At 60.9% G+C, this 14,280-nt stretch carries 13 protein-coding genes and 1 pseudogene; 9 read left to right on the forward strand and 5 right to left on the reverse strand.

Going from position 1 to position 14,280, the window contains the following annotated elements; genetic code table 11:
* Positions 1 to 126, forward strand: a pseudogene (locus tag ACTJLA_RS26495) (aspartate aminotransferase family protein); the annotation flags it as partial.
* A 136-nt stretch (positions 127 to 262) separates the two neighbouring features.
* Here ACTJLA_RS26495 and punR read toward each other — a convergent pair.
* The gene (punR, locus tag ACTJLA_RS26500; protein WP_034126673.1) at positions 263 to 1,177 is read right to left on the reverse strand and encodes a DNA-binding transcriptional activator PunR; all 915 of its coding nucleotides are present in this window, start codon (positions 1,175 to 1,177) and stop codon (positions 263 to 265) included.
* Between the two features lie 122 nt (positions 1,178 to 1,299).
* On the opposite strand from punR, the gene punC reads away from it, so the two are divergent.
* A complete protein-coding gene (punC, locus tag ACTJLA_RS26505) occupies positions 1,300 to 2,484 on the forward strand; it encodes a purine nucleoside transporter PunC (RefSeq protein ID WP_127882142.1) in 1,185 nt (394 codons plus the stop codon).
* 137 nt (positions 2,485 to 2,621) lie between these two features.
* On the opposite strand, the gene ACTJLA_RS26510 is transcribed toward punC, so the two are convergent.
* A complete protein-coding gene (locus ACTJLA_RS26510; protein ID WP_314548321.1) occupies positions 2,622 to 3,455 on the reverse strand; it encodes a nucleoside-binding protein in 834 nt (277 codons plus the stop codon).
* Positions 3,456 to 3,612: 157 nt separating this feature from the next.
* Here ACTJLA_RS26510 and ACTJLA_RS26515 point away from each other — a divergent pair, with 157 nt between their 5' ends.
* Complete coding sequence (locus ACTJLA_RS26515) at positions 3,613 to 5,115, forward strand: nucleobase:cation symporter-2 family protein (protein WP_032892803.1); 1,503 nt, start codon at positions 3,613 to 3,615, stop codon at positions 5,113 to 5,115.
* Positions 5,116 to 5,232: 117 nt separating this feature from the next.
* Here the strand turns inward: ACTJLA_RS26515 and ACTJLA_RS26520 are convergent, their stop codons facing one another.
* Both ACTJLA_RS26520 and ACTJLA_RS26525 read right to left on the reverse strand, forming a co-directional pair.
* Positions 5,233 to 6,165: a proline iminopeptidase-family hydrolase gene (locus ACTJLA_RS26520; RefSeq protein ID WP_096144383.1), complete on the reverse strand. Its 933-nt coding sequence runs from the start codon at positions 6,163 to 6,165 to the stop codon at positions 5,233 to 5,235.
* A 94-nt stretch (positions 6,166 to 6,259) separates the two neighbouring features.
* Positions 6,260 to 7,024, reverse strand: a complete 765-nt coding sequence (locus ACTJLA_RS26525; RefSeq protein ID WP_034126677.1) for a LuxR family transcriptional regulator — start codon at positions 7,022 to 7,024, stop codon at positions 6,260 to 6,262.
* A gap of 183 nt (positions 7,025 to 7,207) precedes the next feature.
* Here ACTJLA_RS26525 and ACTJLA_RS26530 point away from each other — a divergent pair, with 183 nt between their 5' ends.
* From ACTJLA_RS26530 to ACTJLA_RS26555, 6 genes are read left to right on the forward strand one after another with little or no spacing between them, the layout of a single operon-like run.
* Positions 7,208 to 8,095 (forward strand): proline iminopeptidase-family hydrolase, encoded by an 888-nt coding sequence (locus tag ACTJLA_RS26530; protein WP_034126678.1) that lies wholly within the window; start codon positions 7,208 to 7,210, stop codon positions 8,093 to 8,095.
* A 3-nt stretch (positions 8,096 to 8,098) separates the two neighbouring features.
* Positions 8,099 to 9,046, forward strand: a complete 948-nt coding sequence (locus ACTJLA_RS26535; RefSeq protein WP_034126679.1) for an ABC transporter permease — start codon at positions 8,099 to 8,101, stop codon at positions 9,044 to 9,046.
* Positions 9,043 to 9,900: an ABC transporter permease gene (locus ACTJLA_RS26540; RefSeq protein ID WP_054898622.1), complete on the forward strand. Its 858-nt coding sequence runs from the start codon at positions 9,043 to 9,045 to the stop codon at positions 9,898 to 9,900. Before ACTJLA_RS26535 ends, ACTJLA_RS26540 begins: the two co-directional genes overlap by 4 nt.
* Positions 9,897 to 10,853 (forward strand): ABC transporter ATP-binding protein, encoded by a 957-nt coding sequence (locus tag ACTJLA_RS26545; protein WP_054919784.1) that lies wholly within the window; start codon positions 9,897 to 9,899, stop codon positions 10,851 to 10,853. The genes ACTJLA_RS26540 and ACTJLA_RS26545 overlap by 4 nt, the downstream gene beginning before the upstream one ends.
* Positions 10,850 to 11,821: an ABC transporter ATP-binding protein gene (locus ACTJLA_RS26550; protein ID WP_314548332.1), complete on the forward strand. Its 972-nt coding sequence runs from the start codon at positions 10,850 to 10,852 to the stop codon at positions 11,819 to 11,821. The genes ACTJLA_RS26545 and ACTJLA_RS26550 overlap by 4 nt, the downstream gene beginning before the upstream one ends.
* Positions 11,822 to 11,853: 32 nt before the next feature.
* On the forward strand, positions 11,854 to 13,368 hold the full coding sequence (locus ACTJLA_RS26555) for an ABC transporter substrate-binding protein (protein ID WP_314548333.1): 1,515 nt from the start codon (positions 11,854 to 11,856) through the stop codon (positions 13,366 to 13,368).
* Positions 13,369 to 13,450: 82 nt separating this feature from the next.
* Here ACTJLA_RS26555 and ACTJLA_RS26560 read toward each other — a convergent pair whose 3' ends face one another.
* Positions 13,451 to 14,191 (reverse strand): YciK family oxidoreductase, encoded by a 741-nt coding sequence (locus tag ACTJLA_RS26560; RefSeq protein ID WP_314548335.1) that lies wholly within the window; start codon positions 14,189 to 14,191, stop codon positions 13,451 to 13,453.
* Positions 14,192 to 14,280: the final 89 nt, after the last annotated feature.

Below are 14,280 nucleotides of genomic sequence, written 5' to 3' on the forward strand. Positions count from 1 at the left end.
GCGCAGGAGCATGGGCTGTTGATCAACGTCACGCGGGGCAAGGTCATTCGCCTGTTGCCGCCACTGACGCTGGAGCGCAAGGAAGTGGAGATGATCGTGCGAGCCATCACCCGCCTACTGGACTGAAAGACGATGCTCGTTCCCACGCTCTGCGTGGGAACGCCTCCTGTGACGCTCTGCGTCACGCGTTAAGAGCGGACGCGGAGCGTCCAGGGCAGCATTCCCACGCAGAGCGTGGGAACGATCAGCAGCGTGGGAGTGATCAGAAAGAGGGGCCATTCAGCCATTCCTGGTTCATCGTTTCGGTGTCCCCCAAGTACTCCAACAACCACGCCATGGCCGGCGACAGTTTGTTCTGCGCCCACGCCACACACGAAGGGCTGGCCGGAAATGGCCGGCTCAATTGCAGCGCCACCAACTCCCCGCGCTCGATCCATGGCAACACCTGATGGGCCGGCGCCATCCCTACACACAGGCCATCGCGCAGGCAATCCAGGGCCGACGCCCAGTTGGGCACCACCAGGCGGCGCTGGTTATCCAGGGTCCAGGTGTCGCGCTTGGGCAGGTTGCGGGAGGTGTCGGTCATGCACAGCGAGGCAAAGGGGCGCAGTTGGTCATCACTGAGCAAACCTTCCACCGCAGCCAGCGGGTGCCGGGCGCTGACCACGCACAGCCAGTTCAACAGGCCCATGTCGCGGAAGCTGAAGTGGCTGGCCACCGGCACCGCGCTGGTGGCGCCGATCACGATGTCGGTGCGTTCATCGGCCAACGCATCCCACACGCCGTTGTACACCTCGTATTCGAGCAGCAATTCCACTTCGGGAAACTGCCGATAGAAGTCGAGCACCAATTGCCGGCAGCGCTGGGGTTTGACGATGGAGTCCACGGCCACCTTCAATTGGCCGCTCCAACCATTGGCCACCTGTTGGCAAAGGCGCCGGGTGCCGAGCATTTTTTTCATCACGCCGCGGGCTTCGTCGATAAACAGGCGGCCGGCAGGGGTCAGTTCCACGTCGCGATGCCGGCGCACAAACAGCGGCACGGCCAACCATTCTTCGAGCTGACGCACGGTGTAGCTGATGGCCGACGGTACGCGGTGCAGTTCCTGGGCGGCGGCGCTGAAGCTGCCGTGACGGGCGACGGCGTCGACTACATCCAGGGAATATTCCGACCACATAGGTGCTGCCTTCAAAATTATTGATGAGAGTGTCCAATTATTATCGCTTCACACAGATATTGTCAGCTTCATAATGGGCGCCAGTCAGCAAATAGTTTGATGGCAGTATCTACAAGGCTTCGATGAAAAATTCTTTTGGTTTTACCTGGTATCTGGCGGGGCTGAGCATGCTCGGTTATCTCGCCATGGACATGTACTTGCCGGCATTTGGCGCCATGGGCGAGCAGTTGAACATTGGTGCTGGCGCGGTGGGCGCCAGCTTGAGCATTTTTCTTGCCGGCTTTGCGCTGGGGCAGTTGCTGTGGGGGCCGCTCTCGGACCGCCTGGGGCGCAAGCCGATTCTGATCGCGGGCCTGAGCCTGTTTGTGCTCGGTTGCCTGGGCATGTTCTGGGTTCAGAGCGCGCCGCAACTGCTGGCCCTGCGCTTTATGCAGGCGATTGGCGTGTGTGCCGCCGCCGTCAGTTGGCAGGCCTTGGTGATTGATCGCTACCCGGCCGACAAGGCTCACCGCGTCTTCGCCAGCATCATGCCGTTGATGTCGCTATCGCCGGCCCTGGCACCGCTGTTGGGCGCCATGGTGCTGAATCACTTTGGCTGGCAGGCGATCTTCGGCGTGTTGCTGGTGGTGTCGTTGTTGCTGTTGTTGCCGACCTTGTTCCTGCGCAATGTGCCCAAGCGTTCGGAGCACAAGGGCAGCCCGGTGCGCCTGGGGTATGGGCAATTGCTCACTTCTCGGGTGTTTACCGGCAATGTGATGATCTTCGCCGCCTGTTCGGCCAGCTTCTTCGCTTGGCTGACCGCCTCGCCGTTCATCCTCGGTGGCATGGGTTACAGCCCGAATGACATTGGCCTCAGCTACGTGCTGCCGACCCTGGCGTTTCTCGTTGGCGGCTACAGTTGCCGCAGCGCCTTGCAGCGCCTGCCGGGTAAAACCCTGCTGCCATGGTTGCTGGTCGCCTATTGCTTGAGCATGGTGGCGTTGTACCTGGTGGCCACCTTGAGTGTGCCGACCCTGACCACCTTGTTGATCCCGTTCTGTCTGATGGCGCTGTGCAACGGCGCCAGCTACCCGATTGTGGTGGCGAATGCGCTGATGCCCTTTGCGGAAAATTCCGGCAAGGCGGCGGCCCTGCAAAATACCCTGCAATTGGGCTTGTGCTTCGTGGCCAGCCTGTTGGTGTCGTCGATGATCGAGCAACCGCTGTTGATCACGGTGATTGTGATGCTGGCGACGGCGCCACTGGCGGTGTTGGGCTATTGGCTGGCACGGCCGAAGGGCAACTCTTCCGAACTGGCCAACGCCTGAGCTGACAATACGATCAAACTGGTAGGAGCGAGCTTGCTCGCGAAAAACGTCAACGATAACGCGGGCTTTCTGAATGAACGCGGCGTCGGTGNTTTTTCGCGAGCAAGCTCGCTCCTACAAAAAGCCTGCTTCTTCAGTTAGAACGTCACTTCCATGTTCAGCGTCGGTGTTGAGGTGCGGCTGCCACGGCCGGCGTCCACCCCAAACTTGTTATGCCAGTACTCATACCCCACCCCCAGGTACAGGTTAGGCTTGACGCTTTTACCCGGTCGCACCGCCACCATCAGCGCTGTACGCATCAAGGCCTCCGCTGCCGTATCGCGGCCATGGTAATCCTCACCTTTCTCCCCGACGTAATTGATAAACCCCTGGAATTTCGCCGCATGGTTGCCCACCTCGAACGGTCGCATCCAGGTCAGGTTGAGCATGTAGGTAGCGTCGAAGGTGTGGTTCGACTCTTGCGCGCCGGGAATGCCGGTGTGGTTCTTTTCCTTGTAGTACATCAGGCTCAGGTCCAGCACGCCGACAGTGTTGAACTTCAACGTAGGGCCAATCACCAGGGCGCGCTTCTTGGCGGAAGCGAAGTTGTTGTTGCGGTTGGCGTCGAAGCCCAGGGTCAGCGCGTAATCCTTGATCAGCGCCGTGCCCGGCGGCAAGTCGAACACGCGTGAGGCATACAGCTGATGCCGGTACACGGCGTACACCTCGCTGCCACCGTGGTCGGTGCCTTTGCGCGGGTCGCTGCTGTCGGACAGGAATACGTCGAGGTTGAGGAAATTGCTGCCGTAACGGTAGCCGCTGGCGTGGGTAAAACTGTAGATGCGCTTGCTGAAGTCGTCGGGGTTGTTCGGGTTGGTGAAGTGCTGCCCGTAGCGGAACCCGACGCTGTTGTTCATCCATTCCACCGCAACAGCCTCCCCGCCGCCGAGAAGGGTCAATGCGACGGTGGCGCCCTGTAGTGCCTTTTTCATTATTTTTGTCCTTTGGCGTTCTGGCTCGTGACGGCCGGATTGTTTTTGTAACGCCGTTGGAGGGTATCTTGTTCGATTGATTGTATACAACTCTATGGACATACAGTCTGAACATTGCATACAGTGAGCGCACAACAAAAACAGAGAACCCCTCACCATGACTATCCCGAAGGCGTCACCGCAGCGGCCCGAAGATGAAAATCTGGGCGTCGCCGCCAACATGGCTTACGGCCTGCAGCATGTGCTCACCATGTATGGCGGCATCGTCGCCGTGCCGTTGATCGTCGGCCAGGCAGCCGGGTTGTCGCCGGCGGATATCGGTCTGCTGATCGCTGCATCGCTGTTTGCCGGTGGCCTGGCCACGCTTTTGCAAACCCTGGGCCTGCCGTTCTTCGGCTGTCAGTTGCCGCTGGTGCAGGGCGTGTCGTTCGCGGGTGTGGCGACCATGGTGGCGATTGTCGGCAGCGACGGTGCCGGTGGTGTGCCAGCGATTCTCGGGGCGGTGATGGCCGCGTCCTTTATCGGTTTGTTGATTACCCCGGTGTTCTCAAGGATCACCAAGTTTTTTCCGCCGCTGGTGACGGGCATTGTGATTACCACCATCGGCCTGACCCTGATGCCTGTAGCGGCGCGCTGGGCCATGGGTGGCAACAGCCGGGCGGCAGATTTTGGCAGCATGTCCAACATCGGCCTGGCCGCGCTGACCCTGGTGCTGGTGCTGCTGCTGAGCAAAATCGGCAGCGCAACCATCTCTCGCTTGTCGATCCTGCTGGCCATGGTGATCGGCACGGTCATCGCGGTGCTGCTCGGCATGGCGGACTTCTCTGGCGTCATGCAGGGGCCGATGTTCGGTTTCCCCACACCCTTTCACTTCGGCATGCCCACCTTCCATGTGGCGGCGATCATTTCCATGTGCATCGTGGTGATGGTGACGCTGGTGGAAACGTCGGCGGACATCCTGGCGGTGGGTGAGATCATCGACACCAAGGTGGACTCCAAGCGCCTGGGCAACGGCTTGCGTGCCGACATGTTGTCGAGCATGTTTGCGCCGATCTTCGGTTCGTTTACCCAGAGCGCATTCGCCCAGAACGTCGGCCTGGTGGCGGTGACAGGGGTCAAGAGTCGGTTTGTGGTGGCCACTGGCGGGGTGTTCCTGGTGGTGCTCGGCCTGTTGCCGTTCATGGGGCGGGTGATCGCGGCCGTGCCCACCTCCGTGTTGGGCGGCGCCGGGATTGTGTTGTTCGGCACAGTGGCGGCCAGTGGGATTCGCACGCTGTCCAAGGTGGATTACCGCAACAACATGAACCTGATCATCGTTGCCACGTCTATCGGCTTCGGCATGATCCCTATCGCCGCGCCGAGCTTCTACGATCAGTTTCCAAGCTGGTTCGCGACCATCTTCCACTCGGGCATCAGCTCGTCGGCAATCATGGCGATATTGCTGAATCTGGCGTTCAACCACTTCACCGCCGGCAACTCGGACCAGCAGTCAGTGTTTGTGGCGGGGACTGAGCGCAGCTTGTGCTTTCGCGACGTGGCTGCGTTGCGCGATGGGGATTACTACCGGGGTGGGAAGTTGTTTGATGCCGAGGGCAAGGAAATTCCCCTGGTAGCAGATACCTCAAAGAAAGCCGCAAAACCCGAAACCACTGAGGTTTAAACAGGTAGGAGCGAGCTTGCTCGCGAAAAACGTCAACGATGACGCGTGCTTCCTGAATAAACACGNCGGCGTCTGATAGTTTTTCGCGAGCAAGCTCGCTCCTACAGAGGGCGGATTTCAGCCGGCCTTGAGGGCTTTGTGCGGCAACGAACACGCCTCATCCAGAAACTTCACCACCGTCCCCATGCACGCCTGGCGCTCTTCCACATGGGGCATGTGACTGGAGTCTTCAAACAGTGCCCAGCGCACGTCCGCTATCTCATCCAGGAATGGCTTGACCACCAACGGTGTGGCTTCGTCATGTCGACCGGAAATCACCAGGGTTGGCACCTTGATGGCTGACAGGCGGCCGATCACATTCCAGTCCTTCAAGCTGCCAATCACGTGGAATTCGGTCGGGCCGCTCATGGCGTGGTACACCGTCGGGTCGGCATCCACCTGGGCGAAGGTGCGTGCCACTTCTTCGGGCCACGGGTTGACCCGGCACACATGCTGGTCATAGAAAATCCGTGAGGCCGCCAGATATTGTGGGTCTTGGTAGGTGCCGGCCTGCTCGTGCTTTAGCAGGGTTTCATGCACGCCTTCAGGCAACAGCTTGCGCAGGCGGTTGGCTTCGCTGACCCAGGTGCGCATGCAGGTGGGGGAGTTGGCAGGGATAAACGCGCGCAGGCCCTTGGGTTGCAAGATTGCGTGTTCGCTGCCCAGCATGCCGCCCCAGGATTGACCGAGGATCGCGTAGTTCTCACTGATTTGCAGGTGGTCCAGCAGGTTGTTCAACTCGTCGAGGAACAGGCCGATGGTCCAGAACGACGGGTCTTTTTCCGGTAAGTGCGTGGAGCGGCCGTTGCCCAACTGGTCGTAGTGGATGACCGCGTGGCCGCTGGCGGCGACGTCCTTGAACGCGTCGACGTAATCGTGGGTGCAGCCCGGGCCGCCATGGATGATCACCAAGGGCGTGCGGCCTGTGGTCAGGTCGCCGGTGACGCGATACCAGGTCTGATAGGCGCCAAAGGGCGCGTAGCCTTCGCGAACTTTTTCGATGAATTCCATTTCGTACCCTGCTCTGAAAAAAAGGATCAGGGTTACGATAGTCTGAACAAAAAGTTTAGGTAACTAGCAAAACAGATAGGTTTTTGCCGAAAGCTCAACCTTCCAGCAAGCGGTAGTGGGTGGCGCGAACCACGGCCTGAACACGGTTCTTGGCGCCCAGTTTGTGCATGGCCGAGGCCAGGTGCAGAGTGACCACCGCCAGGGAGCGGCTCAATTGCGAGGCGATTTCGGCGGCGGTCAGGCCTTCAGCCGCCCATTTCAGGCATTCGCGCTCGCGCTTGGTCAGGCGTATGTGCGGATAAGCCCGCACCTCCTTGCTGAACAGCGGGTACGCCGCTTCTTGGAGGGCATGGGTAATCAGGCTGAAATCGGCCAGCGTATGTTGGGCGTCCTTCAATACCGTGCGCGCCTTGCCGGTGCGCAACCCCGTCAGCGAGGCGAAGCCGCCCCGGGGCAGATGAATCGGCACGCTGACGCCGCAGGTCAGCTGACGCTCATGCAGATAAGAAGAAACGGGGGCGTGGCAGGGGTCGATGATCTTTTGCAGGGCTGTCTCAGTCTTGGCCTCATAGGACCAGACAAACGGCGACACTGTGCTCAGCGCCAGGTGTTGCACCGGGTCGATCTGGTAAAACCCTTCGCTGCACCATAAGGCGTGCCAATCGCTCGGTGTGTTGCGCAGTTGCAACAGCGAGGGCGTGATCAGTGCGCCGTTGAGGTCGATGGGCACCGGGGTGTAGTCATACACCAGGGCATCGAAGCCCAGTTGTTGGGCAAGGATAAACGTATTGTCCATCTGTTCATCCAGGCTCCTGCCCGGTATGAGGCGATTATTGAAGGCGGTCAGCTTGGCCAGCATCCGTTCTGCTCCCGAATTCATTTGAATCTCGACTTGCTGCAAGTAGAATGCCACGCCCCGGCGAAGGACTGCCAGGCCAAACCTATAAGAAATACTAGGTTATGGACGCACGGCATCCTCGGTAGTGTTGACCTGATAAACGGCCGCTACCCGCCAGGCCGATACAACACAAGGAATGTATGCATGTGGCGTGAAATTGCCCCCGACCAGCAGTACAACGTGCAAGTCGACGGCCATAACCTCGTGGTCTACAGCTTTGGCGAAGGCGATGAGGTGCTGCTGTGTCTCAACGGCGGGCCGGGCCTGCCGTGTGACTATCTGCGCGACGCCCATGGCTGGCTCAAAGCACATAACCTGCGAGTTGTTGCATTCGACCAGCTTGGCACGGGCGCATCAGCCAGACCGACCGATGCCTCACTGTGGGAAATCCGCCGTTATGTCGAAGAAGTCGAGACCGTGCGCCAGGCGCTGGGCCTGGGCCGCGTGCATCTGCTCGGGCATTCCTGGGGCGGTTGGCTGGGGATCGAATATGCCGTGCATTATCCCGGTGCGCTCAAAAGCCTGATCCTGGAAAACACCGTCGGCGACATTCCCCACCTGTCCCAGGAACTGGAGCGTCTGCGCGGCGCCCTGGGCAGCGAAACCGTGGCCATGATGCAACGCCACGAAGCCATGGGCACCCTGGACCACCCGCAGTACCAGGCCGCCATCACCTTGCTCAACTACCGCCACGTGTGCCGGCTCGACGAATGGCCAGAGCCGGTCAAGCGGTCCCTGGGCGACTGGAACATGGGGCCGTACGAAACCATGCAAGGTCCCAACGAGTTCCTCTATATCGGTAACCTCAAGGACTGGAACCGCCTCAAGGAAATGGCCGAGTTCACGATGCCGATCCTGATCACCACCGGCCAGCATGATGAACTCACCCCCGCCTGTGCGATGCGCATGAAACTTGCAGCCCCCCACGCCGAGTTGCATGTGTTCCCCAACAGCAGTCATATGCCTTTTTACGAGGAGCCACAGGCGTACTTCCCGGTGCTGCTGGACTTTCTCGCTCGCCACCGAGGCTGACGCATGAACCTGGCGCGCTACCGTTTTGTGTTGTCCCGGCCCCTGCAATTGCTGCCGGTGCTGCTGGGCATCAGCCTGATCACCTTCGTGTTGGTGCGCTCGATTCCTGGCGACCCGGCGCGTGCCTTGCTGGGTTCGCGCAGCACGCCGGATGCGCTGCTGAAGATCCGCGCCCAGTTCGGCCTCGACCAGCCCTTGTGGCTGCAATACTTTTACTTCCTGAAAAACCTGCTCAAGGGCGACCTCGGCCAATCGCTGCTGTACAAGGTCGACGCCCTCAAACTGATCGTCACCCGCATCGAGCCGACGCTGGTGCTGGTGCTGGGCAGCGTGGTGCTCGCTTTGTTGATAGCGGTGCCACTGGCAACGATTGCGGCGCGCCAGCAAGGCCGTTGGGCGGACAAGCTGATCCGCGTGTTCACCACGGTCGGCCTGGGCATGCCGGCGTTCTGGCTGGGGTTGATGCTGATCCTGCTGCTCAGCGTGAAATGGGGCTTGTTCCCGGTGTCCGGTTACGGGCGCACCTGGCTGGATAAGGCGCACCACATGCTTTTGCCATGCCTGACTATCGCCCTGGCGCTGTCGGCGGTGCTGGTGCGCAACCTGCGGGCGAGCATGTTGATGGAGTTGCAGGCGGATCACGTCACCGCCGCACGTGCACGCGGGCTGGCGGAAGGCGCGGTGTTTCGCCGGCATGTACTGCCCAACGCTCTGGTGCCGGCGGTCAACCTGCTGGCGGTCAACATCGGTTGGCTGATCAGCGGCACGGTGGTCATCGAAAGCCTGTTCGCGATTCCAGGCATCGGCCAGTTGCTGGTGCGCGGCATTTTCACCCGTGACTACATGGTGGTGCAGGGTGTGGCGATGGTGCTGGCCTGTGCCACGGTGGTGGTCAACTTCCTGGCCGACCTGGTAACCGTGGCCCTCGACCCACGGGTGAAGATGCAATGAGCAGTCGCCCATTGATTGCCCCGTGGCGCTTGCGCCTGCGCTTTGGTTTTCGCAATGGTCGACTGACCGCCGCGTGGGGTTTGTTGATCCTGTTCGCGTGGTTGGCCCTGGCGCTGTTTGCGCCGTGGGTCGCGCCCTATGACCCTATCGCGCAGGACACCAGCATGAGTTTGCTGGCCCCCAGCCTTGCCCATCCGTTGGGTACGGACAATTACGGCAGGGACATCCTGTCGAGGGTGATCTGGGGGGCGCGCATCGACCTGCAGTTGGCGGTTATCGGGGTGATCTTCCCGTTCATCATTGGCACCTTTATCGGTGCGGTCTCGGGTTATATCGGCGGGCGTTTCGACAGTGTCTGCATGCGTGTGATCGATGTGGTGCTGGCGTTCCCGTTCCTGGTGCTGATGCTGGCGATCATGGCCATCCTCGGGCCGGGCTTGCAGAGTTTTTACATCGCCATGGCGCTGGTGGGCTGGGTGTCGTACGCGCGCCTGATTCGCTCGCAGATCCTGGTGCTCAAGGAAAGCGAGTTCGCCCTGGCCGCCAAGAGCCTGGGCTTTGGCCATGGGCGCATTCTGTTCCGGCATTTGCTGCCTAATGCGCTGTTTGGCTCCATTGTGTTTTCCATGTCCGACGCGGTGCTGGTGCTGCTCAACGGCGCCGCCGTCAGTTACCTGGGCCTGGGGGTGCAACCACCGACCGCCGAATGGGGGACGATGGTGGCCGAGGGGCAAGCCTTTATCACCACCGCCTGGTGGATCTGCACCTTTCCGGGCCTGGCCATCGTGACCTTGGCCATGGGCTTCAGCCTGTTGGCCGATGGTGTTGCGCAGGTATTGGGAGAGCGCTCATGAGCCTGTTGCAGGTGCGCGACCTCAGTGTGATCGCCAACAACGCCGGGCGTGAGGTCACCTTGGTGGATCGGGTGTCCTTCGACCTGGCCGAAGGTGAAATCCTTGGCCTGGTGGGCGAGAGCGGTTCCGGCAAGACCATGGCCTGTCGCGGCCTGATGCGTCTGTTGCCATCGCCCAATCTGCGCGTGCAGGGCGGCGCTGTGCAGTTGGCCGGCCAGGACCTGTTGGCACTGGATGATGCCGGCATGCGTGCCGTGCGCGGCGGGCAGTTGGGCATGGTCTTCCAGAACCCCAGCAGCCACCTGGACCCGTTGATGCGCATCGGTGAGCAGATCGCCGAGGGCATCCGCCTGCACCAAGGCGCGTCGAAAAAAGACGCGCGCTTGCAGGCGATCGAGGTATTGCGTCAGGTCGGGATTCCCGACCCCCAGGCGCGAGTCGACAATTACCCCCATGAGTTTTCCGGAGGCATGCGCCAGCGCGCCATGATCGCCGTGGCCCTGGGCTGCAACCCGAAGGTGTTGATCGCCGACGAACCGACCACGGCCCTGGATGTGACGGTGCAGGCGCAAATCCTGCGGCTGTTGCTCGACCTGCGCGACCAGCGTGGCCTGTCGATCATCATGATCACCCATGACCTGGGCGTGGTGGCGCAAACCTGCGATGCCATCGCCGTGATGTATGCCGGGCGCCTGTGCGAGCACGGCAGCAAATACGAACTGCTGGCCCAACCGCAACATCCGTATACCGCAGGCCTGATCGACTGCCAGCCAGCCCACAGCAGCGGGCATGCGTTGTTGCGCACCATTGCTGGCCAGCCGCCGTTGCTCGATGCATTGCCCGACGGCTGCCGCTTCCACCCGCGCTGCCCACAGGCCGGCGCCTTGTGCGCCGAGTTGCTGCCCCAAGGCGCACGCGTGGCCTGTCACTACCCGTTGGGAGCGCGCCCATGAGCTTGTTACAGGTCAAGGATCTGGAAGTACGCTTTGCCGCGTCCGGCAGCGGCCTGTTTGGCCTCAACCGCCAGTGGGTAAGGGCGGTGAACGGGGTGTCGCTGAACCTCGCCGCCGGTGAAACCCTGGGTTTGGTGGGCGAGTCCGGCAGTGGCAAGAGCACCCTGGGCCGGGCAATTCTGCACCTCAACCCGATCAGCGCCGGGCAGGTGTTGTTCGACGGTATCGACATGGCCCATGGCAGTGCCATCGACATCGCTCGGCTGCGGCATGAGACCGCGATGATTTTCCAGGACCCCTACGCCGCGCTCAATCCACGGCACAGCATTGGCGAAACCATCGCCGAGGTACTGCGTGTGCAGCGTAAGGTGGCGGCGCAGCAGATTCCTGATCGTGTGAATGAGTTGCTCGAACTGGTCGGCTTGCGTCCTGAGCTGGCTTTACGCAAGCCCGGTTCTCTCAGTGGCGGCCAGTGCCAGCGCGTGGGTATCGCCCGGGCGCTGGCAGTGGAGCCGCGCCTGATCATTGCCGATGAATGTGTGGCCGCGCTGGATGTGTCTATCCAGGGCCAGATCATCAACCTGCTGCTGGAACTGCAACAGCGTATGAACCTGGCGATCCTGTTTATCGCCCATGACCTGGCCATCGTGCGACGCCTGTGCGACCGCGTGGCGGTAATGTACCTGGGCAAGATCGTCGAGGAAGGCCCGGTGGAAGCGGTGTTCACCGCGCCGCGTCACCCGTATACGGCGGCGCTGATCCAGGCCATCCCGGAGATCGATCCGCACCGGCCATTGCCTGCGCAGCCATTGCCCGGCGAACCGCCGAGCCCGCTGAATCTGCCGACTGGTTGTGCCTTTCACCCGCGTTGCCGGTATGCGCAAGCCAAGTGTTCCTCGGTATTGCCTCCCACCCATTTCGTGCACGAGCATCGGTACAGTTGCGTGCTTGAAGACCCTTTGCTTTGACCCTCTGCCATTCATTAACAAGGAGTTGTGATATGCACTCGCGCCACTTGAAATTGCTCGCCGCCGCTACCCTCACGGCCTGGTCGCTGACCGCCGGCCTGGCCCAGGCCGCCGGTGTGCTCACCATCGGCTGCCGTGAAGACAGCACCACTTTCGACCCGATCAAAAGCGCGCAAAACCGCGACACCTGGGTATTTGCCAACGTCTACGACACCCTGGTGCGCGTGGATAACCTGGGCACCAAGATGGAACCGGGCCTGGCCGAAAGCTGGGACATTTCCAAGGATGGCCTGACCTACACCTTCAAGCTGCGCGAGGCGAAGTTCTCTGACGGCTCGCCAATCACTGCCGCCGACGCCGCGTTCAGCCTGCTGCGCATCCGCGACAACAAGGCCTCGTTGTGGAGCGACCCGTTCAGCCTGATCAACACCGCCACGGCCAGCGATGCCAAGACCCTGGTGGTCACCCTGAAAACCCCGGCGGTGGCCTTCCTCTCGCAACTGGCGTCACCAACGGTGTCGATCCTGTCGGAAAAAGCCATGACCAAGATGGGCGAAGACGCCTACTCGGAAAGCCCGGTGACGTCCGGCGCGTTTACCGTGGACGAGTGGCGCAAGGGCGACCGCGTGATCCTGAAGAAAAACCCGAATTTCTGGCAGGCCGGCAGCGTGAGTCTGGACGGCGTGGAATGGGTGTCGGTGACCGATGACAACACGCGCATGCGCATGGTGCAGAACAACGAACTGGACACGGCGATCTTTGTACCGTTCTCTCGCGTGGAAGAGCTGAAAAAAGACCAGAACGTGGTGATCCACGCCGACCCGTCCACCCGGGAAGATCACCTGTTGCTCAACCACGAGCACGGCTTGTTGGCCAAGCCGCAAGTGCGCCAGGCCCTGGACATGGCCATCGACAAGCAATCGCTGGTCAAAGCCGTCACTTACGGTCAAGGCACCGTGGCTTATTCCTACATTCCAAAGGGCTCGCTGTACCACTACGCCAACAACCTGCAACGCCCGTACGACCCGGCCGAAGCCAAGAAGCTGCTGGCCGCTGCGGGTGCCCAGGACTTGAAGCTCAACTACGTAGTCAACGCCGGCAACGAGGCCGACGAGCAGATCGCGGTGATCATCAAGGACCAGCTAGCCAAGGTCGGCGTGACCGCCAACCTGCAGAAAGTCGACCCCACCCAAAGCTGGCAGATGCTGGTGGACGGTGAATACGATATTTCGGTGATGTACTGGACCAACGACATCCTCGACCCCGACCAGAAAACCACCTTCGTACTGGGCCACGACACCAACCAGAACTACATGACCCGCTACAAGAACGACCAGGTCAAGGCGTTGGTGGCGGCCGCGCGGATCGAGGCAGACCCGGCCAAGCGTGAGCAAATGTATGTGGAGTTGCAGAAACTGGCCAAACAGGATGTGAACTGGATTGACCTGTACTACAGCCCGTACATCAACATCTCACGCAAGAACGTAAGTAACTTCCTGCAGAACCCGTTGGGGCGCTTCACCCTTGAGGAAGTGGTCAAAAACTGAGTTTTTAACTACACCACAACGCAATGTGGGAGCTGGCTTGCCTGCGNCCAGCTCCCACCTTTGTTTTGCGGTGTGTCAGGGCTTATTGCGCATCGAAGGCCTGGCCATTGATGCCGGCACTGTCGGGCCCCATCAGGTACAGGTACACCGGCATGATCTCTTCCGGCGCCGGCCTTTCCATCGGGTTTTCCCCTGGGTACGCCTGGGCGCGCATGCTGGTGCGGGTGCCGCCCGGGTTGATGCTGTTGGTGCGCACTGCGGCCACATCTTCCAGCTCATCGGCCAGGGTTTGCATCAGCCCCTCGGTGGCGAACTTGGACACGCCATAGGCACCCCAATAAGCACGGCCCTTGCGCCCGACACTGCTGGAGGTGAACACCACCGACGCGTCCTGGGACAGCTTGAGCAGCGGCAGCAAAGTGCTGGTCAGCATGAACATCGCGTTGACGTTGACGTGCATCACCCGCATGAAGTTCTCGCCGGACAACTGCTCGATGGGTGTGCGCGGGCCGATGATCGAGGCGTTGTGCAACAGGCCGTCTAGGTGGCCGAATGCCTTTTCGATCATCGCTGCCAGCTCATCGTATTGATGGGGCAGGGCGGTCTCCAGGTTGAACGGGATTACCACCGGCTGCGGGTGGCCGGCGGCTTCGATCTCGTCATAAACCTGAGCCAGGTTGGCTTCGGTCTTGCCCAGCAACAACACGGTGGCGCCATGGGCGGCATAGGTCTTCGCCGCTGCCGCGCCAATCCCGCGACCGGCGCCGGTTACCAGGATGGTCCGGCCTTTGAGCAGTTCTGGCGGTGCAGAGTAATCAAACATAAATAGCCTCGACAAAATTCAAGGTGATACACCACTTGAAGTGGAATCCATTTCCTGTGGGAGCTGGCTTGCCTGCGATGGCGGACTAA

Origin of the sequence: Pseudomonas sp. 22072 (assembly GCF_052046095.1) — a bacterium.
Lineage (GTDB): Bacteria > Pseudomonadota > Gammaproteobacteria > Pseudomonadales > Pseudomonadaceae > Aquipseudomonas > Aquipseudomonas paracarnis.